Below are 24,483 nucleotides of genomic sequence, written 5' to 3' on the forward strand. Positions count from 1 at the left end.
GTGCCCTACATGAACGCAAAAAGAGGAATGCCTTGGCATTCCTCTTTTGTTTTATACGGGTGCTTATGCCAGCGTTACGGGCACTTATACACCTGGCCGATCATTTTGCTGTCCAGCGGCGCAAAACTTGAAAGCAGGTTCTGGCTTGGGCTAGTCGCACCGTAAATCACGTTGCCACCCATTGCCGCTGCCTTGTTGCGCAGATCATTGGCCGCGCCACGCATGGAGCTGCCCTCACCACCACTCCCCGACAGCCAGTTGCTTTGAGTGCCAGTGACTTCGCCTACCAACTGACATTCTGCAGCAGGCTTGGTGTCGGTAAATTTGACCTGTTGACCTGCGGCGGTCAGTTCATTGGTGCTGCTGCACCCTGCCAGCAGCACCGCTGCCGATAGACCCAGTAAGGCTTTAATCCGCATCTTGTTCCCCATATGATGTTGAGAATTACGCAAAAGCTTATCAGAAAGCGTTGCCATCTCTTAAGCATCCGTTGCCACCGGCCACTGGTGCCTGGTCAACGTCTTGAGCGACAGCTGATGAACTATCAGTTTACACGCTTAATAGATACGGTCTGCAAAAATATCATCAAATTCAGCACTGACGCATCAGTAGCCGCTGACGATGAAAAACACGGGCGCAACAATCAGCCCCACACAGAAGAAAGGAATAAAAAAACCCGGCCGAAGCCGGGTTTTGTGGTTAGCTCACAGAGGTGAGGGGAATTACATCATTCCGCCCATACCACCCATGCCGCCCATACCACCAGCGCCACCCATGTCTAACTTGTCTTCTTTCGGCAAGTCAGTGATCATGCACTCGGTGGTGATCATCAGGCCAGCTACAGAGGCCGCGTACTGCAGAGCAGAACGGGTCACTTTAGTTGGATCCAGGATACCCATCGCGATCATGTCGCCGTATTCTTCGGTGTAAGCGTTGTAGCCGAAGCTGCCTTCGCCTGCTTTCACCTTGTTGGCAATCACAGAAGCTTCTTCACCGGCGTTGATCACGATCTGACGCAGTGGAGACTCCATGGCACGCAGGGCAACTTTGATACCCACGTTCTGGTCTTCGTTATCGCCTTTCAGGCCAGAAATTTTGTCTGCTACACGGATCAGCGCTACGCCACCGCCAGCAACCACGCCTTCTTCTACCGCAGCACGGGTAGCGTGCAGGGCATCTTCAACGCGGGCTTTCTTCTCTTTCATTTCCACTTCAGTTGCGGCGCCAACTTTGATAACGGCAACGCCGCCAGCCAGTTTAGCAACACGCTCTTGCAGTTTTTCACGATCGTAGTCAGAGGTCGCTTCTTCGATCTGCTGACGGATCTGGGAAACGCGACCCTGAATGGTGGTTTCGTCGCCCACACCATCGATGATGATGGTGGTGTCTTTGTTGATCACGATACGTTTTGCCTGACCCAGATCTTCCAGGGTAGCTTTTTCCAGCTCCAGACCGATCTCTTCAGAGATCACGGTACCGGCAGTCAGGGTAGCGATGTCTTGCAGCATGGCTTTACGACGGTCGCCGAAGCCAGGTGCTTTAACTGCAGCCACTTTCACGATGCCACGCATGGTGTTAACCACCAGGGTCGCCAATGCTTCGCCTTCAACATCTTCAGCAATGATCAGCAGTGGTTTGCCCGCTTTCGCAACGGCTTCCAGCACTGGCAGCATTTCACGGATGTTGGAGATTTTCTTGTCAGCCAGCAGGATGAACGGGCTTTCCAGCTCGATAGAACCGGTTTCTGGCTTGTTGATGAAGTATGGAGACAGGTAGCCGCGATCGAACTGCATACCTTCAACCACGTCCAGCTCGTCTTGCAGGCCGGTGCCTTCTTCAACGGTGATCACGCCTTCTTTACCCACTTTCTCCATCGCTTCTGCAATCAGTTTACCCACGGTTTCGTCGGAGTTTGCAGAGATGGTGCCAACCTGAGCGATAGCTTTGGAGTCAGAGCAAGGTACAGAAAGTTTTTTCAGTTCTTCAACCGCAGCGATAACCGCTTTGTCGATACCGCGCTTCAGGTCCATCGGGTTCATGCCGGCAGCCACAGCTTTCAGGCCTTCGGTGATGATGGATTGAGCCAGTACGGTTGCAGTGGTGGTACCGTCGCCCGCAGCGTCGTTCGCTTTAGAGGCAACTTCTTTCACCATTTGTGCACCCATGTTCTCGAACTTGTCTTCCAGTTCGATTTCACGAGCAACAGATACGCCATCTTTGGTGATGGTAGGAGCGCCGAAGGATTTATCCAGCACTACGTTGCGGCCTTTCGGGCCCAGAGTCACTTTTACTGCATCAGCGAGAACATTCACACCGCGGAGCATCTTCACGCGAGCGTCATTGCCGAATTTTACGTCTTTAGCTGCCATTGGTATTTCCCTTCAACTCGTTCAGTTCAGAAGATTTATAAAGCGTTATTACGCTTCAACAATTGCCAGAATGTCGCTTTCGGACATGATCAACACTTCTTCATTGTCGATCTTCTCTGCTTTCACGCCGTAACCGTCGTTGAAAATCACGATGTCGCCTACTTTCACATCCAGCGGCTGGATGTTGCCGCTTTCCAGAACACGTCCTTTACCAACGGCTACCACTTCACCACGAGTAGATTTACCCGCTGCAGAGCCAGTCAGAACGATGCCGCCAGCAGATTTTGATTCAACTTCTTTGCGCTTGACGATAACGCGGTCATGCAATGGACGAATACTCATTGAACGCTCTCCTGTAAGAAGGTTTCTATCAGATTTAGGGTTGTCCGCCGGATTATTGATACCGGCTCCGTGGGATTTGAAATGGGGGCGTTCCATCCCCCTTCAAGGGGCAGCAGCAAAAAAATTTTCGATTTGATGGCCTGCCGTGAACGCCATCAGCAAAAACGCGGCCGATTGGCCGCGTTTGGGGGAATTATCAGCGATCGTCACGCTTGTCGTGCTCGTCGGGTTGATGATCCAAGGTGTAGCGGTCGTCTTGCTTGCGCTGGAATTCACCGTCGAAGGTATTGCCGTTGGCGGCTCCACCATTCTGGCCCCAACCGCCTGGGCGATAAACGGCAAGATGCGGCATCAGCTTCAGCGTCAGCGATTTCTGCACCGGAGGTAACAGCAGCAACAGGCCAAGGAAATCGGTGAAGAAGCCCGGTATCACCAGCAGGAACCCCGCCAGCACCAGAGAAACGCTTTTCACCATCTCCGCTGCCGGGCTTTCGCCCGCCGCCAGCTTCTGTTGCATCTGCACAAAGGTCTTCATGCCCTGATTACGCACCAGGGAAACGCCGACGCAGGAGGTAAACACCACCAGCAGCAGCGTCATTGCCACGCCGAACACGGCGGCAACTTTAATAAACAAGGATATCTCTATGTAAGCCAGTAGAAATATCAGCAATAACGGTAACCAGCGCACCTGGTTCTCTCCTCTAGGTAGAGTCGGCGTACCCGCCCGATGGCGCATACGTGATAAATGGGGCCGCTAATCGGCCAACCTTCCTACAATGGGGGCTTCCGGCCGCCATTTCAACCGGGCGATCTTTTTTATTCTCTATGTTGCAAACGTGAAGCTCTTCACAGAAATCAAAAGCTGTCATTTGCTGAAGCACCAGATAGTGATCTACGTTCATTCATTTATTACCAACCAGCATATGATCTGGGCAGCGACAATAGCTGCGGTCAATACTTCCGCAGTTGACCCGCTCGGCAACATTATTTTGTTATCCTGCACATAATTATATTCGGCAGCAACATAGAGAAGGTTCTCATGTCAAACAACATTCGTATCGAAGAAGACCTATTAGGAACACGTGAAGTCCCAGCAGAAGCCTACTACGGTGTTCATACTCTGCGTGCGATTGAAAACTTCTATATCAGCAACAGTAAAATCAGCGACGTTCCTGAGTTTGTGCGCGGCATGGTGATGGTAAAAAAAGCCGCCGCCATGGCAAACAAAGAGCTGCAAACCATCCCACGTAAAATTGCCGACGTCATCATCCAGGCATGTGATGAAGTACTGGATAAAGGCAAATGCATGGATCAATTCCCGGTGGATGTGTTCCAGGGGGGTGCTGGCACCTCGCTGAACATGAACACCAACGAAGTACTGGCAAACATCGGCTTGGAGCTGATGGGCCACCAGAAGGGTGAATACCAATACCTGAACCCTAACGATCACCTCAACAAGTGTCAGTCTACCAACGACGCTTACCCAACCGGGTTCCGCATCGCGGTTTACGCCTCCAACCAGAAACTGATCGATGCTATCAACCAACTGCGTGAAGGGTTTGACCGTAAAGCCAAAGAGTTCGAAAGCATCCTGAAAATGGGTCGTACCCAGTTGCAGGACGCAGTGCCAATGACCCTGGGCCAGGAATTCCATGCCTTCAGCGTGTTGCTGAATGAAGAAACCCGTAACCTGCACCGTACCGCAGAGTTGCTGCTGGAAGTGAACCTGGGCGCAACGGCGATCGGTACCGCGCTGAATACCCCGGAAGGTTATCAACACCTGGCGGTTAAGAAACTGGCGGAAGTCAGTGGCCTGCCGGTGGTACCTGCCGAAGACCTGATCGAAGCCACCTCCGACTGTGGTGCCTACGTAATGGTGCACAGTGCGCACAAGCGCCTGGCGGTCAAACTGTCCAAGATCTGTAACGACCTGCGTCTGCTGTCTTCCGGCCCACGCGCTGGCCTGAACGAAATCAACCTGCCTGAACTGCAGGCCGGTTCTTCAATCATGCCAGCCAAAGTGAACCCGGTGATCCCAGAAGTGGTTAACCAGGTTTGCTTTAAGGTGATCGGCAACGACACTTGCGTTACCATGGCCGCCGAAGCAGGCCAGCTGCAGTTGAACGTGATGGAGCCGGTGATTGGCCAGGCGATGTTTGAATCGATTCACATTCTGACCAACGCCTGCTATAACCTGCTGGAAAAATGCATTAACGGTATTACCGCCAACAAAGAAGTGTGCGAGTACTACGTATTTAACTCTATCGGTATCGTCACCTATCTGAACCCGTTCATTGGCCACCACAACGGTGACATTGTCGGCAAGATCTGTGCTGAAACCGGCAAGAGCGTACGTGAAGTCGTGCTGGAACGCGGTTTACTGACCGAAGCTGAGCTGGATGACATCTTCTCCGTAGAGAACCTGATGCACCCGGCCTATAAGGCGAAACGCTATACAGATGAAAATGAACAATAATAGACTCATCCGGTAGCCTGAAAGGCACGCTAATCCTCTGGATAGCGTGCCTTTTTTCTTTCTAAGAATACAAAGTTGCAACCTTTGGTTTTCATAAAAATCCATTTTAAGGGGTAAACACTATGCTAGTAGTAGAATTGGTGATCGTTCTACTGGCCATCTTTTTGGGGGCCAGACTGGGCGGTATCGGAATAGGCTTTGCAGGCGGTCTTGGGGTATTGGTACTGGCGATGATCGGCGTTAAGCCAGGCAGCATTCCCTTCGACGTTATTTCAATCATTATGGCGGTTATCGCCGCTATCGCCGCCATGCAGGTCGCTGGCGGGATGGACTATCTGGTGCAGCAAACCGAGAAGCTGCTGCGCAAAAATCCAAAATACATCACTATTCTGGCCCCAATCGTCACCTATTTCCTGACCATCTTCGCCGGTACCGGTAATATCTCCCTCTCGGCCCTGCCGGTAATTGCAGAAGTGGCTAAAGAGCAAGGCATCAAACCTTGCCGTCCACTGTCTACTGCCGTAGTTTCCGCACAGATTGCCATAACCGCTTCGCCTATCTCGGCAGCGGTGGTGTATATGTCTTCCGTTATGGAAGGCCACGGCGTGAGTTACCTACACTTGCTGATGGTGGTGATCCCTTCCACCTTCCTGGCTGTGATACTGATGTCGCTGCTGGTCACTTGGTTGTTTGACTCCAAGCTGTCTGACGATCCTGTGTATCAAAAGCGCTTCGAAGAAGGTCTGGTTGCCCTGCGTGGTGAGAACGTCATCGTGATCAAACCGCGTGCAAAAACCTCCGTGCTGCTGTTCCTGGCTGGCGTACTGAGCGTAGTGGCTTATGCCATCATCAACAGCCCAAGCATGGGTCTGGTGACGACGCCGCTGATGAACACCACCAATGCTATCCTGATCATCATGCTGAGCGTGGCCACCCTGACCACCATCCTGTGTCGCATCGAAACCGACCTGATTTTGAACTCCAGCACCTTTAAGGCCGGGATGAGCGCCTGTATCTGTATCCTGGGCGTAGCCTGGTTGGGTGACACCTTTGTGCAGGCCAACCTTGACTGGATTAAAGAGACTGCAGGTACCGTGATCCAATCCCATCCCTGGTTGCTGGCGGTGATCTTCTTCTTCTGTTCGGCGCTGCTGTACTCTCAGGCCGCCACTGCCAAGGCGTTGATGCCGATGGCGCTGGCCCTGAACGTCACCCCGCTGACGGCGATCGCTTCCTTTGCTGCCGTTTCTGGCCTGTTCATTCTGCCAACCTACCCTACCCTGGTGGCGGCAGTACAGATGGACGATACCGGAACGACACGCATCGGGCGTTTCGTGTTTAACCATCCGTTCCTGATCCCTGGCACCTTGGGTGTGGCGTTTGCCGTCATCTTCGGCTTCCTGATTGGCAGCGTTATTCTGTGATCCTCAAGCGGGGCTTCGGCCCCGCTTTCTCCGCCTCATTCCCCTGCTGCTGATAATCTAACCTTCTAGCCAACACCGCTTCAGGGTATAGTGCCCTGTTACCAAACCTGGTTGAGAGGGCCGAAGATGTCTGATTGCGAAGCTATCGTCATACTCTGTACCGCACCCGATGAAGCCACAGCGCAAGAGCTGGCGGCACGCGTCCTGGGGGAGAAACTGGCGGCCTGCGCCACGCTGCTGCCTGGGGCAACATCGCTGTATTACTGGGAAGGGAAACTGCAACAGGAATACGAAGTGCAGATGCTGTTTAAAAGCGATCGCCAGCATCAACAAGCGCTACTCACCTACCTGAAACAACATCACCCGTACCAGACACCCGAACTGTTGGTACTGCCGGTGATGGCTGGAGATAAAGATTACCTGTCATGGATCAACGCCTCATTAAACTGATATTGCTGCTGTGCAGCCTGTTCTTCCTGCCCGCTGCGGCTCAGGCTTCACTGTTCGGCCAAAACGCGGGCAACCAGTTCGTCCCCGTCGATCAGGCATTTGCCTTTGATTTTAAACAACAGGGCCCCCAACTGACGCTAAGCTGGCAAATCCGCCCTGGTTACTACCTGTACCGCCAGCAAATCAAGCTGGTGCCACAGCAGGCAACGCTAGGCCAGTTCGAACTGCCCGCCGGGCTGAAGCATAAAGATGAATTCTTTGGTGAAGTGGCGATATTCAAGGAGCCATTGGCCCTGAGCATTCCCCTGTTGCAGGCGGGTGACAATGCCAGCCTGAGCGTCACCTATCAAGGGTGTGCTGAGGCCGGTTTCTGCTATCCACCGGAAACCCGCGTGATCCCACTGAGCGCAGTGGCGCTTGCCGCAGAGCCCGCAGCAGCGGTAACCGTAGCACCAGCAGAAACAGCACCGGCCAATCTGCCCTTCTCCCCTCTGTGGGCCTTGTTGATTGGTATCGGTATTGCGTTTACCCCTTGCGTGTTGCCGATGTATCCGCTGATTTCCGGCATTATTCTGGGCCGTGAGCGGCCACACAGCAGCGGGCGCATTCTGGTGCTGGCCGTGGTATATGTGCAAGGCATGGCGCTGACCTATACCCTGCTCGGCCTGGTGGTTGCCGCCGCCGGGTTGCAGTTCCAGGCCGCGCTGCAACACCCTTACGTGCTGATCGGTCTGTCGGTGCTGTTTGTCGCCCTGGCTCTGTCCATGTTCGGCTGCTACTCCTTGCAGCTCCCCTCTTCACTGCAAACGCGGCTGGCCAACTGGAGCAACACCCAGCAGGGTGGCTCGCTGGTGGGCGTGTTTGTGATGGGCGCTCTGGCAGGCCTGATCTGCTCGCCATGCACCACCGCCCCACTCAGCGCCATCCTGTTGTACATCGCCCAAAGCGGTAATATGTGGGCCGGTGGTGGCACGCTCTATCTGTATGCCTTGGGGATGGGTATCCCGCTGGTGATCGTGACGCTCTTCGGCAACCGCCTGCTGCCACGCAGCGGCCCGTGGATGCAGTACGTCAAAGAAGCCTTTGGCTTTGTGATCCTGGCGCTGCCGGTGTTCCTGCTTGAGCGGGTGATCGGCGACGTCTGGGGGCTGCGCCTGTGGAGCCTGCTCGGCCTGGCATTCTTCGGCTGGGCATTCGTCCTGAGCCTGAAATCATCCCGTGGCTGGACGCGAGCCATCCAGGTGCTGCTACTGGCGGCGCTGGTGATTTCGGCGCGCCCATTGCAAGACTGGGCATTCGGCAACGCCGCCTCTGAGCAGGCGGCCCAGCCACATCTGAACTTCACCCGTATCAGTAACGTTGAGCAGCTTAACCAGGCGCTGCAACAGGCGCAGGGCAAGCCGGTAATGCTGGATCTGTATGCGGACTGGTGTGTCGCCTGCAAAGAGTTTGAGAAGTACACCTTCAGCGATCCGGCGGTGCAGGCCCAATTGGCCGATACGGTGTTGCTGCAGGCCGACGTAACGGCCAACAATGCCGAACAGGCAGCCTTGCTCAAGCACTTGCAGGTGCTTGGCTTGCCGACCATTTTGTTCTTTGACCGAGATGGCAAAGAGTTACCCGCAGCTCGCGTGACGGGCTTTATGAACGCAGAAGCCTTCGACGCACATTTGCAGAAAACCACTCGGTAAACGACACTGAGTTTCAGAACATTTTTTGGAGGGAGCACTAGTGCAACGTGAACAGGTTTTAAATACAGCCCTGGAGCTGTTGGAAAAACAGGGCCTGGCGACCACCACCTTGGAAATGCTGGCAGAAAAACTGGGTGTGCCATACAGCGATTTCAAACCGTTCTGGCCAGACCGTGAGGCACTGCTGTATGACTGCCTGCGCTACCACGGCCAACAAATTGATACCTGGCGCCGCCAGTTGCAGCTTGATGAGACGTTGAGCCCGCAGCAAAAGCTGCTGGCGCGTTATGACGTGCTGGCAGAGCACGTACAGAATGAACGTTACCCTGGCTGCCTGTTTATTGCCGCCTGTAGCTTCTTCCCTGAGAGCGACCACCCGATCCATCAACTGGCCGAGCAGCAGAAGCTCACCTCACTGGACTTCACCCGCGATCTGTTGCGTGAGATGGATGCCGACGACGCCGACTCGGTAGCGCAACAAATGGAGTTGGTGCAGGAGGGTTGCTTGGGCAAGTTACTGATAAAACGCCAGTTGCAGGATGTCGCCGTAGCCAAACGGCTGGCCGAAGATATCTTGCATATTGCCCAGTGCCGTAAGTTCGGTGCGTTAAGCTAAAGCGCGCAACGCTGTGACCTGGTGGCAACAGAGGTAGAATTACGCGGCCTTTGCCTGAAAAGCCAGCAATCGGCGCTGTTTTCACGTTTTTCGTCACAAATCCGTTGACGCCGCACGGCCAATACGGTTTAATGCGCCCCGTTGCCCGGATAGCTCAGTCGGTAGAGCAGGGGATTGAAAATCCCCGTGTCCTTGGTTCGATTCCGAGTCCGGGCACCATCATTTAGAAGAACCCGCCTATGGCGGGTTTTTTGCTTTTGGGTTAAAACTCCCCCCGTTATAAGCCCGCTAAACGTTTTCCTCTACAAAAAACCCTGACTGATTAAAAACTGCCACCACGGCATTCCAATCATCACGTGTACAACGAACGTGAGTAAGGCAATCACAGTCCCGGTGATCCTTGAGCACGGTACAAATAATTGCCTGGAAGCGGTGCTAAATGGCGATGCTGACTTCGGCATTAACATGATCAATGTCACACATCCCAACGTTGAATTCATGCCGTTAGTTAATGAGCCCTTTGTGCTGGCTTGTCGACGAGACCATCCTTTGGCTCAAAAGCCATTGGTGATGTGGGAGGAATTGGATGGGTATCCACTTATTGGTGTGAGACGCTCAAGTGGTAATCGCCTTCTCATTGAGAAAGCCCTGGAGAATACCAAGTGGGATCCGAATTGGTTTTACGAAGTTCGCCATCTTTCTACCTCGTTGGGGCTGGTTGAGGCGGGCTTGGGGATTGCAGCACTTCCCAGCCTGGCCATGCCCAAAGATGACCACCCTACCTTGGTGAGCCGCCCCTTGATTGAACCGGTGGTGAGAAGAACACTCGGTTTGATTCAACGCCGTGAGGCCTCACTTAGCCCAGCAGCAGAACGATTCAAGGAAATGCTGTTACAACTGTGGTCAAACGACCGGAATAGCCCTTGGGTCGGGAAATTTAACCTGTGACTCTAGAGGTAGAACTTCACGACAGCAATACGAAGTTCCAGAGTGTGGCGGGGTTTGCCCATAAAAATGCACCTTACTCAGTTGGTGCCCAACTTTTTGGGGTGCAGTTCATGTACGGCGGGGAGCAGTTACCCAAGCGAATGGGAAAATAGATTAAACGCCAACAGGTTTATCTGTAACTGGCTGTGTAGCAGCATGATGAAAAAGATCAACAAGGTACATACCATTTGAGTACTCACCGCGTTATGTAAGCGAGAAGTATTCTCGTCCCAACCGGGTTCGCCGGGTTGCAACGTGGCCAAAGCCTTGTTTGCAGGATCGCGCAAGCGTTTTTCGGCAAGTGAATCAATGATAAATACCAACACACTGAGGATGAACCACAGTTGAAATACTTGATGCCAGTCTTGTAACCAAAACATGACGATCCCACTAAGCATAAGTACCCAACCGGCAATATTGTAATAAGTATCAGCCACACTCAAGCCGTTTAACAGCAGGGTTTTATTCCCCCCTTGGCAACGTTTTAAACGTGCGGAAAGCCAAGGAGAAAACAGCAATGGCCCAGTTGCAGCAACAGCCGCCAGAACATGTACTACTTTGATAAAATCGTAATTTAACATCATTTTCTCCATTCATATCAGCATTGCGCTATACAGTACGTGAGAAAATAAATGGCAGGAATGTTCAAAATAAACAATTTATAGAATGAAACGGACAATTTGCCGTTGTCTGATTAATCAATCTTACGCAAGGGATAATCCTGCAAACATTTCCGGACTCTCCCTGGGCAATTAGCGGCGACTCGTCGAAACCAATGGCCAAAAGAATCTCCAGAGGAGAAGCCTAACATTGCAGAGATCTGACCGTTAGAAAGCCCTTTAGCCAACCCCTGCCAGGCTACTGCAAGCAGTAGACGATTATGCCACTCGGTATAACGCATCCCGGTCTCTTTGAGAAACAGGCGGGCTAGCGTGCGCTCTGTTGCCCCAACCAGACTCCCCCACTCACTCAGGCTACGGCGCTGGGCTGGGTTATCTATTAGGCTACAAGTGACCTTTTTAAGGCGACTATCTTTCGGTAGTGGCAAAGATAGATTGCTATCGGGTTGTTCTTCGATCTCTTCAAACAGCATTTGCAACATACTGTTGCGACGTGCCTCTGTGAGAGGCTGCTTAGCAGCCGCCAACCGCTCACATAACGCCACGATAAGTAATGAAGAATCAAGCAGTTTAATTTGGGAAGTGGGTGCGTAGCACAGTTCTGGCGTAATGTAGAAGACTGTCAGATCAACACGGTTATAGGCCCGTCCCCAATGTATTGTATTAGGAGGTATCCACACAGCCATCCCGGGTTTAAGTAACCAGTGTTGCTCCGGCGTATGTCCGTAAAGTACCCCGTGATTAACCAAAACGAATTGCCCAAGCGGGTGGCTGTGGGGTAAATTTTCCTCCGCCACCACCCTGTCTAGCACTCGTTCAATCACCAATGCATCGTAATCTGTTGTTTCATCCATTTCTTCCACCAAATACTTATTTTTTCGGGTATGTGCGGGGCAGTAACAGCGTAAAACACAAACCCACCAGCATACTCACCCCCAGAATACCGAAGCAAACCTGAAAAGCATGAACATCGGACAAATGAAGCTGTATGGTAGCCAGAGCATTTACCCCCAATGCAGCCCCCAAATTACGTAAAAACTGCACGGTTGCGGTCCATGTTCCTAAACGATCGGTTGGTGCTATATTTTGTGTAAAAACCAACGTGGTGGTAGCCGTAAAGCCCATTCCCAGCCCGATCAACAGAAGCGCAAAAGCCACCAACGCGGTCATATGGTGCCCCAAGGCTGGGATCATCAAAAGTGCTCCTGCCGCCAGCAAAAGCATGCCGAAAAGCGCCATATACAAATAGCCTGTTCGGGACAACTTACTGCCACAGAATGCCGCCCCTATCACCCATCCCATCGCTGCCAGCATAATCAGTAGACCAGCTACTACTGCCGAACCCGCTTGTTGGCTCAGAGCCAAGGGTATCAACGTGACCGAGGCATATAAACACGCACTGGAAAGTAACACCAAAATAATGACTGAAAACAATGCCCTACGCTGAAGGAATGGTAACGGAATGGGACTACTTTCTGGACATGCGCGAACACGCAACCCTAACAGCAGCAGAGACACCAACATCATGCCCCATAATATCGGTATGATCCCGTTCATACCTTTAGGCTGGCTCAAGAGCAATAACAGGCTGCTTGCTAAAATCATCAACAGCAATTGTGCCAATATATCGACACGTACCCTGCCCCCCCCTTTTCCTACCGTCGGGGTTACCCATAACATCAGCAATGCCAGAAGGCCCACAGGGAGATTGAACCAAAAAATCATGCGCCAACCAAGCGTACTTGCAAGCACGCTTCCCAATAGAGGCCCCACAATCGCAGAAAGCCCCCATACCCCACTCAACATGCCCTGCATTTTCCCTCGTTTCTCAATGTCAAACAGGGCTGCTAGCAGCGAATAAGACAATACAATAATGCCTCCGGCCCCCACTCCCTGCAATGCCCGCGCCAGAATCAATACAGGCATGCTTGGGCTCAATGCAGCGAGAACCGAAGCCGCTAAAAATAACATTAGGAAAAGCTTGAGCGTTGCTGAAACACCGAGTCTATCGCCACAGGCTCCCGCTAACGGAGCCACCAAAGCAACTGGTAACAGGAAAGCAGACATGACCCAGGGGTAGAGGGTAGGATGGCCCAATTGTTGACCGATTGTAGGCAGCACAGTGGCAACAATAGTGCTATCCACGGCCGCCAAAAATAGCGCGGCGATCACTGCCAATACGCCCAGACTCTGCTTCTTTTGCGGTATTTCTGCCGCTATTAATGTTTGCTCTTTCATAAATGCCTCAACCCCGTATGAACCCGCGACGCCTGAGATAACTGGCGAACAATTGCCGCAGTCTCTTCATCCATATAGTCATCCACTTTGCGGATCACATCGCCAGACTGAACGATTTCACGAAAGCGCATGGTCATATCCAACTGGGTTTTCGCCGCGTGATTCCCTTCTGTGTAATCCAAATCAAACGCCGCTTTCACCGTTTCAGCACTTGCCTTCGCCAATTGAGTATTCAGCGCTTCCGTTTCTTGGATCAAGTGATGCATGCGCTTACGTTCTGCCGCCGTGAAGGTAGGGATTACCTGCTCAAAAATAGCGTGGTCACACTGAATATGGCGCGCTTCGTCGAGCCCATGGAAATGCAGCAGCTTCGTCAGGAAACTATGTTGCATAGGATCCAACACTTTGAGCCGACGCTCGAAGACAGTAATAATCGATTCGCCCACATAGGCCGTGGAGCATAATGCCGCCAGCTTAATTAGCGGTGCATCATTCTCATCGCAGTAAAGTTCGATACGCTGTTTGAACAGGTTGTTCTCCAGCTTGATATCGCGCCCCGATAAGTGGCGAACATACTGATAGAAACTGTTGGCGTGGTTAATTTCTTCCGCTGCGAAACACGAAACCGCGTGATAAAGGCCATCCTCCGCCATAAACGGAGTGTTATCGGCCTGCAATTCACACAAAGTGCGGCTCATAACAGTGGCCACATGCATTTCAATTTCAGCCAATTGCGCCAGTTCTTTGTACAGATAGGCCACGGCCTTATCTTCCTGACCAGCTTCTCCTACCAACGCGCACGAAAGGAAATCCAGTTCGTCACCCACTGCCGCTTGCTCCCACGGCATTCGGTTAGGATGTAGATAGTTGAGATGAGCGTATTCATTGATCTGTTTGAAAATATTCATGAGGAATGTTCCATCAGGCAATATAAGAAAGCGCATTGAAAATAGTGCGGGATTTATCTTCGATCTGGCGGCGACCATGCATCACGCGGGTGTTGTCGATCAACACGATGTCACCGTGCTGCCAACCAATGTCATAAGTGAAGCGATCGCACACAGCCTCGGCTTCTGCGAGTAGATCAGCCGGGATTTCCTCGCCATCAGCAAAAGTGATCAACGGCTTCTCATAGTTGTTGGATGGCCCAAATATGCTGTTAGCAAAGTTGAGTGCCTCACGCGGATTAATGCGGCTGGAGCGGATAGCAGGCGTCTCGAACCGATAGCGAATAGCGCCGTCATCGTTAAGCGTAATACTCGCCCCTGGCGTACCCACGACCAGCGATAATAGGTGATCCAGTGTGGTCTCCTCTATGCTGGCAGGAGCATTTGGCTGACTGGCAAGCACGTGGAAAGCATACGTTTTCCACTTTTTTTCTTCCACGCGACGGGAGTACATGATGTCTTGTGCGCTAAACGCAGCACGAGCATGCGGGGTAAGGTGCTGATAGACCTGTTTGCCATCGCAGACGGTGGTTTGTGAACAATGCTCAGGTGCCTTCTGACAATAAAACCAGCAAAGATCGGGCCAAAACGGGCTGTTTCCATTCTCACAGTGCAGGCCCACTTTATCGTAACCGGCATCAACCTTTTGCGCTGTATCACCGTTAAAGCTACGAGCTGGATCAAGACTAATACGGCCACTAGTTTGGCGTACCAGACGCGAGAAGAGTTCAATGCTGTGTTTAAAACCACGTAATACAATATAACCGTGCCTCGTAAGTTGTGAGAACAGGTAATGTGGCAATAGACTGGTGACATCACCCTCGTCCAGAGAAGTAACTATCAGGCCGGTATCACTGACATGTGTAGTTTCACGAATATTCATTCTATGGCAGTCTCATGTTGGGCAAAAAATCAAATACGGCGTTACGGCGCGGGCGACCAGTAACGGTAAACAGGTGTTCCATAATTTCGGGGCTATGTGGTAGTAAGACCGGTTCAGCAATCTGTTCGATCTCATTGAGATTTTCTCGGGCAAACGTAATGATGGCCTGACGTATGGTTTGGGCTTGTGCAATGTCATCCACCACAAAGATGCCGCTGAGGAACTGCTGCTTGTCACCATAGACGATGGCCTGCAAAACTCCGGGTACAGTGCGGTAGGCTGACTCCAGCCACTCAGGCGAGATGTTGCGTCCATTCGCAGTAATGATCATGGTTTTCTTGCGGCCAATGATCGAGATATAGCCTTCGTCATCCTGGGTCGCCAGATCGCCCGTATGCAGCCATCCGTCCTCATCGATTGAGCAACTGCTGGGATCTTCATTCGAATAGCCTGCAAATAGTGAAGTGCTACGCAAGCAAAGCTCACCCTCTTCACTGATTCTGACTTCGACGTGTGCTAGCGGCTTACCCACGGTGCCAATACGGTTGGCATTGCGCGAGTTCCAGGTGGCAACAGAACTGTTTTCGCTCAAACCATACCCCTGATAAATTGGGATACCGAGCCGCTCCAACTCGAACAAGATATCTGCGTTAACCGGTGCACCACCGGCTGCCAACAGTGGCACCGTTTCTCGCCCAAACAGTGCAGTCATCAGGCCCGGCTTATCGCCATGTGCCTGCGCTTTTTCTGCCAACGCCTCAACCAACGCAGGGGTTAACGTCAGCGATGAAGGGCTCGCCTGGCGAAGGATCGCCAACCGTTCTAAAGCCGTGACACCTGGGCTACCCAGCGGGGGCATATCACGCGGCGGCATTACCACCGCACCGCCGGAGGTCAATGGCATATACAGAGCTGTCACCTGTTCAATCAACAGGCTCAATGGCACCAGATTCAGATAGCGCTGGTAATCATCCTTTGCGGCTCGCAGCCAAAGCGCGTCAACCAACGCATCTAAACCGTGGCGACGTATCAGTACGCCCTTAGGCTGCGAAGTAGTACCGGATGTGTGAATCACTTTAATAATGGTATCTTCAGCCATACGTGCAGCAATATGCCTTAGTGGCTGCGCCTGCGTCGGCGTTTCACCGCAGGTTACCGCCATTATCGCACCAGCGAGTTGCAATCCGCTCTGCTGCCAATGCGCTAAGCGTTCGGCCCCAATCTCATCGGTTAAGATGACTTGGCAGTTGAGCAATAACCAAGCCGCCTGCTCACCTGAGAATGCCAACGGAACCGGGACTTCAATCAAGTTGGCCAACAACAGTGTCACATCAGCCAGCACCCACTCCGGCGTATTCCCCATCACCACGCCTACAAGAGCTCCTCCCTGTATATGCGCCAACAGCTTTGCTGCCAGCTGGTGCGCCTCATGAATAAGTGCCTCATAGGTGTAGTATGTCGTTTCCCGATAATGGCCATCTTGAGCTCTATGTAGTTGGATCACCGCAGCCGCCTGCGGATTTTTTTCAGCCTGGGCCAAAATTGCATTCAGGATATTCATGCCGCTACCTGCGATGATCCCAAGGCTGAGCGCACCAGATGTTCAAACTCGGAGAAAACCAAACGCCCGCAAAAGTGATTAAACAAATGCCCACACTGCTCTAGCAAAATCACACCGGTTTGTGGTGCCTGATCGTAGTAGCTACCCCAGGCGACTTTCTCTTCTGGTGAAAGACGTGCGGAAGATGCTTCTGCTAACATGGTGAAGGGGATTTGATGGAAGGCCAATAATTTACGCAGGCGTCGGGTGGAGGTACACAGAATCGCTTTGCTGCCCATTAACCACGCAATAATGGGAACAATGCGGATGAAATCTGCGGCGGCGTTGGGATTATCAGAAGCTAGCGAACCAATCTCCACCACTTGATGGCGAGATAATACATGGTCCGTTTGCTGAGAAATTAATACATCAAGCGGCGCATCTAGATAACGTTCAGAAAATAAGCATTGACCTAGCGCAGAAAAAGAAATACCGGTACAAGCGAGCAACTCCCCAGAATCTTTATCCTTGCAAGTAATAATAATATCCGGATCAGGATTAGCTGTAGCCTTGTAATTATCATGATAAACCCTAGAAATATATTCCCGTGATTTCTCAGCTTGTTCATCATGTCGCCCAATAATTTCTATCTGCGTTGAAAGTATATCACCGCACTGTTGTTTATGCATAAAAACACTCATTTTTAGCATTTCCTCAGGTTAAGTACTGCTGTAAGTGATGCTAATGCTTGGTTGTGTATTTGAAAATGACTCATTAAGACAAAAACTCGAACGAAACAGACAACCAGCCAACCCTTGTGAATTTAATTATAAAAAATCAATTAATTAGCGCATGGAAATTGACAGCATGAATACTGTAAAAATAAAGAACATTTAATTAAATCAAGAAAACAGGCATTAAAGCATTAGCAAAATGTGACCATTAATGAATTGCGACTACATTGGCAATAGATTGAGTTTCTTTTTCCGCAATCCGCCATTAATGAAAAAACTGGCTGCGCATTCAAAAAAAACCAATGATCACAAATAATTATAGCGAGCATTTCGTAATACCTTTGTGTCAAGCGCCTTGTAATCAAGAGAACGAAAGGTCGAGTTAAGCTCTATCTGCTAAATTCAAGCTGTTTACTACATAGGGATATAACCCTGAATCCTAGGAGTTCCCATCAGTTCATCGGATACAACGAGTAACCTGCTCGCTGTAGACATCGCCATCTGGAGATTGATTTTTGTTCGTTCACTTGGCCTTGGGGGGCTGGCCATTATGATGTGGGATACCGGGTTACTGGGGCGCCTGTATGCGAAAGAGCTTGAGGCCGAAGATCGCACTCCCGAAAAAGGCTCGACGCAGTTGGTACCAATGGCCTGTAAAAGCATCGCTTCGCTACCTTCACACAAACTTTTCCGACCTTCCTGGCTTTAAGCCTATTTCAGATTGCATCCCATACTCGTGCGGCTGCTGTGCTGGGCTTTTCCGGCGTAGGCGATGTAGGTCTTACGAGTACCTCATTAAAACAGCATAAAAAAACACCTGATTGTCCCCCGGTCAGCAAGGAAGCAACTATTGTTAAGGTACGGGCTGTTTGTCTGCTTAAGGCTCTCACCAAAATGTTAGCGGAAAGCCCCCAAGGAAGCCGTACCACCTAAATAATATTGTCATTCTGCGAGGTGCACATGCTTTATGTTGATATCCCTAGCCGTGAAGAATATGCCTATTTAGCTGATATTCATGCGGATGCTTGTATCTCGATTTATCTTGAAACCTCGCCTCTACGTCAGCACTTAGAGGCCAGTAAAATTCAACTTGGTAACTTCATCAAGGAGGCGCTGCTGCAGGTTGCAGACAGTGGCCTGGATAAACGCCGTGTTGCCTTGTTGGAAGAACAGCTTTGTTCTGTGTTGGAAGATGAGTCATTTTGGGACCTGCATGCACGCAGCCTGGCGGTGCTTGCAACACCAGACAGTATCCGAACTTACCGGCTGGCAAATGAGCTATCCAATCGACTAGAGGTGGGCAAACGTTTCTACCTTAAACCACTACTGCGTGCGTTAACCTTCCCACATTCGGCCTACATCCTTGCACTCTCTGAAAACCAGACGCGCCTGATCGAGTTTTTTGCTGATGCTCCCGCAGAAGAGATGACAGTGCCAGAGATGCCCACCTCCATGAAGGATGCTATGGGGGATGCAGCATTGAATGACCACCATCATGGAGCGACACATCATAAAGTGCGACTCGCGCAATATACTCGCAAAATTGACCAGGCGTTACGTCCACTGTTTGCCAGACATGATTCTCCGCTTCTCCTTGTCAGTACCGAGCCGCTGGCCTCAATCTACCGCTCAACAAACTCGTTGGCTAACCTGGCAGATGAAACGCTGTTCAAAAATGCAGAGCACCTTGGTACATCTGAATTGGTAACGTTGGTGCGGCCGTTAATGGATAACTATTATCAGGAGCAATTGAACGCGTTAGCCTCGCGCTTTGAAACGCGCTTAGGAGAACGCCGGGTCACTCAGGATCTTTCAGATGCGGCAAGAGCAGCCACATTCGGCGCCATTGATTTGTTACTGATTAACCTCGACTGCAAGCTGAAAGGCACCATTGATGAGCAGGGATTAATCACTTTCAGTGACCATGATGAGGATGACACCTACGATTTAATAGACGAGATTGCCAAAAGAGCGATGGCGACCGGTGCAAGAGTTTTAGCAGTACGCAGCGACGATTTACCTTCCGGTGCCGATCTTAACGCCATATTACGTTTCCCACTATAAGGACTCTGTCTGGTTAAGGAAGGTGCGATCAAATTAGGTCGCATCTTCTTGGGAACAATCTTCCGTAGTATCAATTCTCCTCAGAGAGAAGTTTTAAACATGCCGCTTTGACTTCATCCATCAGTTGTTTAGCCAGCGGGGTCAACCCATGTTGTTGTTTATGAATCAGAACATATAGGGCATCAGGCAGTTTTTCTTTTATAGGTATAACTGTGATAAGATCTTTTACATAAGAGACATCGAGAACCGCCTTGGGGCCAATAAAAAAATAATCCTCATTTAACACCATTTGCTCACCAATGCTCAATGAGTCACCATAAATCACGATATCTGCGCTTCCCTTCCCTTTTGGGAAAATAAATTTCTCCAGCTCTTTATAATATCCTGTTCTGGTACTAGGGAAATACCATTTTGCCCCTTGCAATTCGCTTAATGAACGACAGTGAGAGAGAGGGTGCCCCTTTCTGGCAATAATACAAAATTCCGCTTTGATCGGTTGCTCAACAATAAACTCGCTCATTGATATCTCAGGTGACGCGATTCCAATAAAAAAATCCAATCGCCCTAGCCGAAGTGAATTCACCAGTTCACAAAGTTGCCCTTCAATGATGGTAATATTGGATGTTGGGTGTTGGACTTGAAATTTATTAACCAAAGAAGGGAGCACACTTAAAGCAGGCAAGTGTGAACAACCAAAGACTACGTTGCCCTGAGATTGTTGACTCAATTGATGCAACTCATCTACTGCTCTTTCAAGATCGTTAAGTAGCGTGTTAACCCTATGTTCAAAAACACGCCCCATCTTGGTCAAAACCATGCCCTGCGGACCTCGGGATAATAATGACACTCCCAAAATCCGCTCTAACTCCTGAATACTTTTGGTCATCGCAGGCTGGGTTTTGAACAAGGCCTGTGAAGCGGTTCTGATGTTTCCATAATAGATAATCGCCTGAAAATCCCTGAGCTGATTGATTTTTGGAAGTTCTTTCATAGTCCACCATCTATTTTCAGACTAAATAACAACTTGAGAGTGAATAAATTTAAGCTTAGATGCTGAACCCAAAAATGTAAACACCAACTATTTTTGTCTCACAGAATCCATTTAGTCTTCGGTAATATTATTAAATATCAATTTATTACAACAAGATAGCGGGAGGCGTAACGATTTATGCTCATGTCACTTCAAGTTGCGGCTACTCACCACCGCGGCAACTTGAAGGACGACGGGTAAAGCCATTGATTATTCAACCTCACTGGACCAAGGATAGATCTTACATTCCCTTTGCAGTTTATCTATCATGGTCCTGGCATGCATCGTCAACGGTAAACGATGAGAGTAGATAAAACTGTAGGACGCATCGGGTAGTTGCTCTTCGATCGGTATTATGCACAACTGCTGGCTTAGATAAGGTACCTGAAGCATCTCTTTCGCGGCCACTGTCAAAAAGCCAGCATTCATCACCATTTGCAACGTGATGGCCGCCGTGTCCCCCCGGATAATGGTCTGTGTATTCTCTTCCCCTTCGGGGAACAGTAGTGCATCAAGTTCACCGAAGTAACCAATTTTCGCCGTGGGTAAATACCATTTGGCCTGTTTGAGCTGGCTCAGCGAAGTACTCTTAGCCAATGGATGATCTCGGTGTGCCACCACGGCAAAAGGAGTGGTAAAGAATGGCTCTTCAATAAATTCGCTAGCCAGGATCGTTTCAGGCGACGTTGCGCCGATGACAAAGTCTAATTCCCCTCCCCTCAGTGCAGGTAATAGCTCGGAAATTTGTCCTTCCGTAAGATTGATGTTGACCTGCGGAAAGCGTTTATTAAAACGCTGGATTGCAGCTGGTAACATGGTAAAAAAGGGTAACGACGAACTCCCCAACTCAATGGTTCCCTGAGAGGTGGCGCTAAGTTGCTTTGCTTCATTGACTGCGCGCTCCAACTCTTTCAGCACCAATTGAACTCGGGGTTCAAAAAGCTTCCCTGCTTCGGTGAGTACCACACCACGCGGCCCACGCATCAGAAGTGAAGTGCCTAACATTTTCTCAAGTTCATTCATTGACTGTGTCAATGCAGGCTGTGTCTGATGCAGGGCCTTGGCTGCAGCCCGAAAACTCCCGTGTTCGATAATCGACTGGAATACTTTAAGCTGGTTAGGCTTGGGCAGATTTTTCATAACGATGATATCTGTTTCTCACTATATTAAAGATTTTTATATTCCATTATAGGGACATAAAACCCTCTTAAGACAAAACCGGTTAGGGAACGACGCTGCTATTAATTCGTTTTTATCTTAGTTAAAAACAGGCAATGACAAGATAAAACGAGATATTGATGGCTGATGCTGTCATGGCAACTCCCCACAAAGTTGACGGTTAATGTATTAGGGCATATGCCTTAAATTCATCAGTAACGAACCACCACCAGCATTATGCTACTTTCTTTCCCTTTTATACCCATAAATTTATATTGCCGTACTACTTAATGCGCTATCTACTCTTATTTGACCCAAGGTCCTCCCCCAAGATGAAACCCTCTTGTTATATTTTCTTTTACCTATCAAATTCACTAAGGGACATAAGGAACGGACCCCCAGTTTAGCCAAGGCTGCACGTTTATGGTGGCTTACTGTCCTGAAATTTAGTTTCAAGTCGTTAGCTATCTTTCTAGCGGCATCACCCTCCAGCAGCATGCGCAGAATCTCTAATTCACGCGGTGTGAGCATAGTTGAACTTTTACCGAAGATTTGCTCATTATTTGCGGTAGTGCTCAGCAATTCCCTGCTTAACTCATCAAGCGTTATTGTCTTATTCAGTATGATACTGACGTTTCTCAACCCACTAAAGTAACATTTAAGTGGGTTGACATCGGCTATATCACTTATCATTACAACTTTGCTATTGGGATGCATTTTCGGCAAACGCTCTCCAACAAGTTGCAAGAGTGAGGCCAAGTTATAATCACGGTTACAGACCGTTAGGATGACTAAATTTACTACCGGCAAGGCATTTAAAGCGTCCTCACAGTCTGAAAAACTGTCACTAGTATCTACAATATCAAGAGATACTGACAAATCTGTATCTTTAATTAATGCTTCTAACCCTGTTCTCATAAAATTACAGGAACATTGCAAAACGACTTTTTTCCTTCTCATTACTTCCTCGTGTTTTTTTGAGATATGACGTTTTGGTAAGACTTTCTTCTTTAAACCTCCACTCTCATTGCTACTTTCATTACTCTAGCAGCTACGATATTTAGCGGTTGGATAGGGTTTCCTCTCCCTGTAAAGAAAGCCATTAAGGACATATTGTATATGCTAATGGCTTTAGTTAAAGACGAATCCATGCAATAACAGATGCAATCCTAGTTTTATTTATAGCCAGTATAAGATTTTACTTGGTCGTTGTGAAGGAAGTATTTTCTATCGGTGATAACTAAAAGTAATGAATGTTAGGTATAATAATAAATACTAGGGGTATTAAAAATAATTATAAATAATCCTCATTGTTTTATAAGGTTTTTATTTTTTAAAATAACTTATTTTTATCACCCATAGAAAAAACTATATTTACAGAGGTTATATTTTATCTCTATGCTACACCTCATTGAAATGCACTTCACTTAAAAAATAGAACGTCATCTCTTTATTTTATATAGGAAAGGTTAAGCATAGTCTTCTTATTACTGATAATTTGGTGAGAGAACACTCTATTTGGTGGTAGGGGCTCTTGCTCTACAACTAACGTACTTATTCTAAGCGTCTTTTTACAATCACAGTGCCTTGTTAACTGTAATTAAGGAATGTAAATGAACAAATTTATTCTGTCTGCTATTGCAGGCGTCCTGCTCTCTTCTGGTCTGGCGCAGGCTGCTTCTGACGGTACCATCAATTTTCAGGGGCAGTTAAGTAATAACACCTGCGAAGTCATTGTCAACGGCCAAGCTAGCAACCCGATTGTTACCCTGCCAATTGTTAGTATTGGTCAACTAGGAAGTGCGGCACAGACGGCCGGGCTCACCGGTTTCACCCTGACACTGGCCAACTGCAGTGGTAGTTTGCAAACCGCCTCCGCTTTCTTTCAAGCTGGTGCTGCGGTAGATGTTCTTACCGGCCGCCTTAATAACACTGGTACGGCACAAAACGTCAGCCTGCAATTGCGTGATGGCACCAGTACTTCTCAAACGGTGATCAAAGCGGGTAACGCGGAACAGATCAACGGTAACTCGTTTGTAAACGTCAAGTCTGGTAGCACTAACTTGCCCTATTTTGTTGAGTATTATGCTGAGGGTACAACCACCCCAGGCACCGTCGTCAGCAATGTTGTTTACTCTATTCAATACAAGTAATGCCTTGAGGGAAGGGCTCCCCTCCCAAATAATCTACTTCAGGAGACTTTATGTGTTTTCCCTTTCATAACATTTTACGAGTTGCTGGCTTAGCCGTGGTGGCCCTATTCAGTACTCATAGTTTGGCAAGTATCGTGATTAACGGGACACGAGTTATTTATCCTTCAGATCAAAAAGAAGTCAGCGTCAGACTTAATAATACGGGTAATTCTCCCGTTTTGATCCAAAGCTGGTTGGATACGGGTGATATCAATGCCAAGCCGGCAGCGATTAAGGTTCCCTTTATACTGAGCCCCCCAATAAACCGAGTAGAGGGAGGCAAGGGCCAGACGTTACAGATTAGTTACTCAGAGGGATCGTTACCCATGGATAAAGAGTCGGTATTTTGGCTCAACGTACTAGAGGTGCCCGCCAAGAAACAGGCAAAATCTGATGAAAACTACCTGCAAATGGCGTTTCGCTCACGCATTAAAGTCTTTTATCGCCCAGCAGGATTGGCAGGTAACGCGAATGATGCCGCTCAGGCAGTCACTTGGAGCGTAAAAGGCAGCAGCCTGCAGGCATTCAACCCAACCCCCTATTATGTGTCTTTTGTCAGCCTGATGGTAAATGGCAAAAAAATTGAAGGCGAAATGGTAGCACCGAGATCTACCCTGACCTTGGCAGTACCCTCTAATAAGGGGGATACCGTGAGCGGTGAATTTGTTAACGACTACGGTGCCGTTAATTTGTTTAACGCCGAAATTAAATAGCCTTGGTTA

22 protein-coding genes, 1 tRNA gene and 2 pseudogenes are annotated in these 24,483 nt (G+C 49.5%); 11 read left to right on the forward strand and 14 right to left on the reverse strand.

Annotated elements, in window-relative coordinates; translation table 11 throughout:
- Positions 1 to 74 precede the first annotated feature (74 nt).
- From N6G83_RS48045 to N6G83_RS48060, 4 genes are all read right to left on the reverse strand, one after another.
- Positions 75 to 419, reverse strand: coding sequence for a DUF4156 domain-containing protein (locus tag N6G83_RS48045; RefSeq protein ID WP_039996283.1), 345 nt, complete (start codon positions 417 to 419; stop codon positions 75 to 77).
- Positions 420 to 722: 303 nt separating this feature from the next.
- On the reverse strand, positions 723 to 2,369 hold the full coding sequence (gene groL, locus N6G83_RS48050; RefSeq protein WP_024484769.1) for a chaperonin GroEL: 1,647 nt from the start codon (positions 2,367 to 2,369) through the stop codon (positions 723 to 725).
- Between the two features lie 48 nt (positions 2,370 to 2,417).
- Complete coding sequence (locus N6G83_RS48055) at positions 2,418 to 2,711, reverse strand: co-chaperone GroES (protein ID WP_004952634.1); 294 nt, start codon at positions 2,709 to 2,711, stop codon at positions 2,418 to 2,420.
- Positions 2,712 to 2,907: 196 nt separating this feature from the next.
- The gene (locus N6G83_RS48060; RefSeq protein ID WP_074032280.1) at positions 2,908 to 3,399 is read right to left on the reverse strand and encodes an FxsA family protein; all 492 of its coding nucleotides are present in this window, start codon (positions 3,397 to 3,399) and stop codon (positions 2,908 to 2,910) included.
- A 351-nt stretch (positions 3,400 to 3,750) separates the two neighbouring features.
- Between N6G83_RS48060 and aspA the strand changes: the two genes are divergently transcribed.
- The 7 genes and pseudogenes from aspA to N6G83_RS48095 all read left to right on the forward strand — a co-directional run.
- Positions 3,751 to 5,187, forward strand: coding sequence for an aspartate ammonia-lyase (gene aspA / locus N6G83_RS48065; RefSeq protein WP_024530206.1), 1,437 nt, complete (start codon positions 3,751 to 3,753; stop codon positions 5,185 to 5,187).
- 122 nt (positions 5,188 to 5,309) lie between these two features.
- Positions 5,310 to 6,611 (forward strand): anaerobic C4-dicarboxylate transporter, encoded by a 1,302-nt coding sequence (locus tag N6G83_RS48070; protein WP_024484767.1) that lies wholly within the window; start codon positions 5,310 to 5,312, stop codon positions 6,609 to 6,611.
- A 126-nt stretch (positions 6,612 to 6,737) separates the two neighbouring features.
- Positions 6,738 to 7,061: a divalent cation tolerance protein CutA gene (gene cutA, locus N6G83_RS48075; RefSeq protein ID WP_021807588.1), complete on the forward strand. Its 324-nt coding sequence runs from the start codon at positions 6,738 to 6,740 to the stop codon at positions 7,059 to 7,061.
- Positions 7,037 to 8,752, forward strand: a complete 1,716-nt coding sequence (locus tag N6G83_RS48080; protein ID WP_211135865.1) for a protein-disulfide reductase DsbD — start codon at positions 7,037 to 7,039, stop codon at positions 8,750 to 8,752. The genes cutA and N6G83_RS48080 overlap by 25 nt, the downstream gene beginning before the upstream one ends.
- 40 nt (positions 8,753 to 8,792) lie before the next feature.
- A complete protein-coding gene (locus N6G83_RS48085; RefSeq protein ID WP_211135866.1) occupies positions 8,793 to 9,368 on the forward strand; it encodes a transcriptional regulator in 576 nt (191 codons plus the stop codon).
- Between the two features lie 143 nt (positions 9,369 to 9,511).
- Positions 9,512 to 9,587 (forward strand) — tRNA-Phe (locus N6G83_RS48090).
- Positions 9,588 to 9,764: 177 nt separating this feature from the next.
- Positions 9,765 to 10,316 (forward strand): annotated as a pseudogene (locus tag N6G83_RS48095) (LysR substrate-binding domain-containing protein); the annotation flags it as partial.
- A 128-nt stretch (positions 10,317 to 10,444) separates the two neighbouring features.
- On the opposite strand, the gene N6G83_RS48100 reads toward N6G83_RS48095, so the two are convergent.
- The 7 genes from N6G83_RS48100 to N6G83_RS48130 all read right to left on the reverse strand — a co-directional run bounded on the left by N6G83_RS48100 (position 10,445) and on the right by N6G83_RS48130 (position 17,272).
- Complete coding sequence (locus tag N6G83_RS48100) at positions 10,445 to 10,939, reverse strand: hypothetical protein (protein WP_260524221.1); 495 nt, start codon at positions 10,937 to 10,939, stop codon at positions 10,445 to 10,447.
- A 110-nt stretch (positions 10,940 to 11,049) separates the two neighbouring features.
- A complete protein-coding gene (locus N6G83_RS48105; protein ID WP_098929025.1) occupies positions 11,050 to 11,829 on the reverse strand; it encodes an AraC family transcriptional regulator in 780 nt (259 codons plus the stop codon).
- Positions 11,830 to 11,845: 16 nt separating this feature from the next.
- Complete coding sequence (locus N6G83_RS48110; protein ID WP_260524222.1) at positions 11,846 to 13,213, reverse strand: MFS transporter; 1,368 nt, start codon at positions 13,211 to 13,213, stop codon at positions 11,846 to 11,848.
- Positions 13,210 to 14,121 (reverse strand): hypothetical protein, encoded by a 912-nt coding sequence (locus N6G83_RS48115; RefSeq protein WP_260524223.1) that lies wholly within the window; start codon positions 14,119 to 14,121, stop codon positions 13,210 to 13,212. Before N6G83_RS48115 ends, N6G83_RS48110 begins: the two co-directional genes overlap by 4 nt.
- Positions 14,122 to 14,134: 13 nt before the next feature.
- A complete protein-coding gene (locus N6G83_RS48120; RefSeq protein ID WP_260524224.1) occupies positions 14,135 to 15,043 on the reverse strand; it encodes a TauD/TfdA family dioxygenase in 909 nt (302 codons plus the stop codon).
- Between the two features lies 1 nt (position 15,044).
- Positions 15,045 to 16,604: an AMP-binding protein gene (locus N6G83_RS48125; RefSeq protein WP_260524225.1), complete on the reverse strand. Its 1,560-nt coding sequence runs from the start codon at positions 16,602 to 16,604 to the stop codon at positions 15,045 to 15,047.
- Positions 16,601 to 17,272, reverse strand: a complete 672-nt coding sequence (locus N6G83_RS48130) for a thermostable hemolysin (protein WP_235163344.1) — start codon at positions 17,270 to 17,272, stop codon at positions 16,601 to 16,603. Before N6G83_RS48130 ends, N6G83_RS48125 begins: the two co-directional genes overlap by 4 nt.
- Before the next feature lie 523 nt (positions 17,273 to 17,795).
- Here N6G83_RS48130 and N6G83_RS48135 point away from each other — a divergent pair.
- Together N6G83_RS48135 and N6G83_RS48140 are read left to right on the forward strand one after the other, a co-directional pair.
- A pseudogene (locus tag N6G83_RS48135) lies at positions 17,796 to 18,100 on the forward strand (phosphonate ABC transporter, permease protein PhnE); the annotation flags it as partial.
- Positions 18,101 to 18,277: 177 nt separating this feature from the next.
- Positions 18,278 to 19,381, forward strand: coding sequence for a hypothetical protein (locus N6G83_RS48140; RefSeq protein WP_024531077.1), 1,104 nt, complete (start codon positions 18,278 to 18,280; stop codon positions 19,379 to 19,381).
- A gap of 70 nt (positions 19,382 to 19,451) precedes the next feature.
- On the opposite strand, the gene N6G83_RS48145 is transcribed toward N6G83_RS48140, so the two are convergent.
- The 3 genes from N6G83_RS48145 to N6G83_RS48155 all read right to left on the reverse strand — a co-directional run bounded on the left by N6G83_RS48145 (position 19,452) and on the right by N6G83_RS48155 (position 22,529).
- The gene (locus N6G83_RS48145; RefSeq protein ID WP_260524226.1) at positions 19,452 to 20,372 is read right to left on the reverse strand and encodes a LysR substrate-binding domain-containing protein; all 921 of its coding nucleotides are present in this window, start codon (positions 20,370 to 20,372) and stop codon (positions 19,452 to 19,454) included.
- Between the two features lie 249 nt (positions 20,373 to 20,621).
- Positions 20,622 to 21,551: a LysR substrate-binding domain-containing protein gene (locus N6G83_RS48150; RefSeq protein ID WP_074031781.1), complete on the reverse strand. Its 930-nt coding sequence runs from the start codon at positions 21,549 to 21,551 to the stop codon at positions 20,622 to 20,624.
- A gap of 288 nt (positions 21,552 to 21,839) precedes the next feature.
- Positions 21,840 to 22,529, reverse strand: a complete 690-nt coding sequence (locus tag N6G83_RS48155; RefSeq protein WP_260524227.1) for a LuxR C-terminal-related transcriptional regulator — start codon at positions 22,527 to 22,529, stop codon at positions 21,840 to 21,842.
- 653 nt (positions 22,530 to 23,182) lie between these two features.
- On the opposite strand from N6G83_RS48155, the gene N6G83_RS48160 reads away from it, so the two are divergent.
- Together N6G83_RS48160 and N6G83_RS48165 are read left to right on the forward strand one after the other, a co-directional pair.
- Positions 23,183 to 23,722: a fimbrial protein gene (locus N6G83_RS48160; protein ID WP_199063649.1), complete on the forward strand. Its 540-nt coding sequence runs from the start codon at positions 23,183 to 23,185 to the stop codon at positions 23,720 to 23,722.
- Positions 23,723 to 23,772: 50 nt separating this feature from the next.
- A complete protein-coding gene (locus N6G83_RS48165) occupies positions 23,773 to 24,474 on the forward strand; it encodes a fimbria/pilus periplasmic chaperone (RefSeq protein WP_074031778.1) in 702 nt (233 codons plus the stop codon).
- Positions 24,475 to 24,483 lie beyond the last annotated feature (9 nt).

Source organism: Serratia sp. PL7, from assembly GCF_945957435.1.

What these genes read in the sequence shown, in the direction of transcription:
- N6G83_RS48045 (WP_039996283.1), bottom strand. Translation starts at nt 419, where the DNA reads ATGCGGATTAAAGCCTTACTGGGTCTATCGGCAGCGGTGCTGCTGGCA.
- groL (WP_024484769.1), bottom strand. Translation starts at nt 2,369, where the DNA reads ATGGCAGCTAAAGACGTAAAATTCGGCAATGACGCTCGCGTGAAGATG.
- N6G83_RS48055 (WP_004952634.1), bottom strand. Translation starts at nt 2,711, where the DNA reads ATGAGTATTCGTCCATTGCATGACCGCGTTATCGTCAAGCGCAAAGAA.
- aspA (WP_024530206.1), top strand. Translation starts at nt 3,751, where the DNA reads ATGTCAAACAACATTCGTATCGAAGAAGACCTATTAGGAACACGTGAA.
- N6G83_RS48070 (WP_024484767.1), top strand. Translation starts at nt 5,310, where the DNA reads ATGCTAGTAGTAGAATTGGTGATCGTTCTACTGGCCATCTTTTTGGGG.
- cutA (WP_021807588.1), top strand. Translation starts at nt 6,738, where the DNA reads ATGTCTGATTGCGAAGCTATCGTCATACTCTGTACCGCACCCGATGAA.
- N6G83_RS48080 (WP_211135865.1), top strand. Translation starts at nt 7,037, where the DNA reads ATGGATCAACGCCTCATTAAACTGATATTGCTGCTGTGCAGCCTGTTC.
- N6G83_RS48100 (WP_260524221.1), bottom strand. Translation starts at nt 10,939, where the DNA reads ATGATGTTAAATTACGATTTTATCAAAGTAGTACATGTTCTGGCGGCT.
- N6G83_RS48105 (WP_098929025.1), bottom strand. Translation starts at nt 11,829, where the DNA reads ATGGATGAAACAACAGATTACGATGCATTGGTGATTGAACGAGTGCTA.
- N6G83_RS48110 (WP_260524222.1), bottom strand. Translation starts at nt 13,213, where the DNA reads ATGAAAGAGCAAACATTAATAGCGGCAGAAATACCGCAAAAGAAGCAG.
- N6G83_RS48115 (WP_260524223.1), bottom strand. Translation starts at nt 14,121, where the DNA reads ATGAATATTTTCAAACAGATCAATGAATACGCTCATCTCAACTATCTA.
- N6G83_RS48120 (WP_260524224.1), bottom strand. Translation starts at nt 15,043, where the DNA reads ATGAATATTCGTGAAACTACACATGTCAGTGATACCGGCCTGATAGTT.
- N6G83_RS48125 (WP_260524225.1), bottom strand. Translation starts at nt 16,604, where the DNA reads ATGAATATCCTGAATGCAATTTTGGCCCAGGCTGAAAAAAATCCGCAG.
- N6G83_RS48130 (WP_235163344.1), bottom strand. Translation starts at nt 17,272, where the DNA reads ATGCATAAACAACAGTGCGGTGATATACTTTCAACGCAGATAGAAATT.
- N6G83_RS48140 (WP_024531077.1), top strand. Translation starts at nt 18,278, where the DNA reads ATGCTTTATGTTGATATCCCTAGCCGTGAAGAATATGCCTATTTAGCT.
- N6G83_RS48145 (WP_260524226.1), bottom strand. Translation starts at nt 20,372, where the DNA reads ATGAAAGAACTTCCAAAAATCAATCAGCTCAGGGATTTTCAGGCGATT.
- N6G83_RS48150 (WP_074031781.1), bottom strand. Translation starts at nt 21,551, where the DNA reads ATGAAAAATCTGCCCAAGCCTAACCAGCTTAAAGTATTCCAGTCGATT.
- N6G83_RS48155 (WP_260524227.1), bottom strand. Translation starts at nt 22,529, where the DNA reads ATGAGAAGGAAAAAAGTCGTTTTGCAATGTTCCTGTAATTTTATGAGA.
- N6G83_RS48160 (WP_199063649.1), top strand. Translation starts at nt 23,183, where the DNA reads ATGAACAAATTTATTCTGTCTGCTATTGCAGGCGTCCTGCTCTCTTCT.
- N6G83_RS48165 (WP_074031778.1), top strand. Translation starts at nt 23,773, where the DNA reads ATGTGTTTTCCCTTTCATAACATTTTACGAGTTGCTGGCTTAGCCGTG.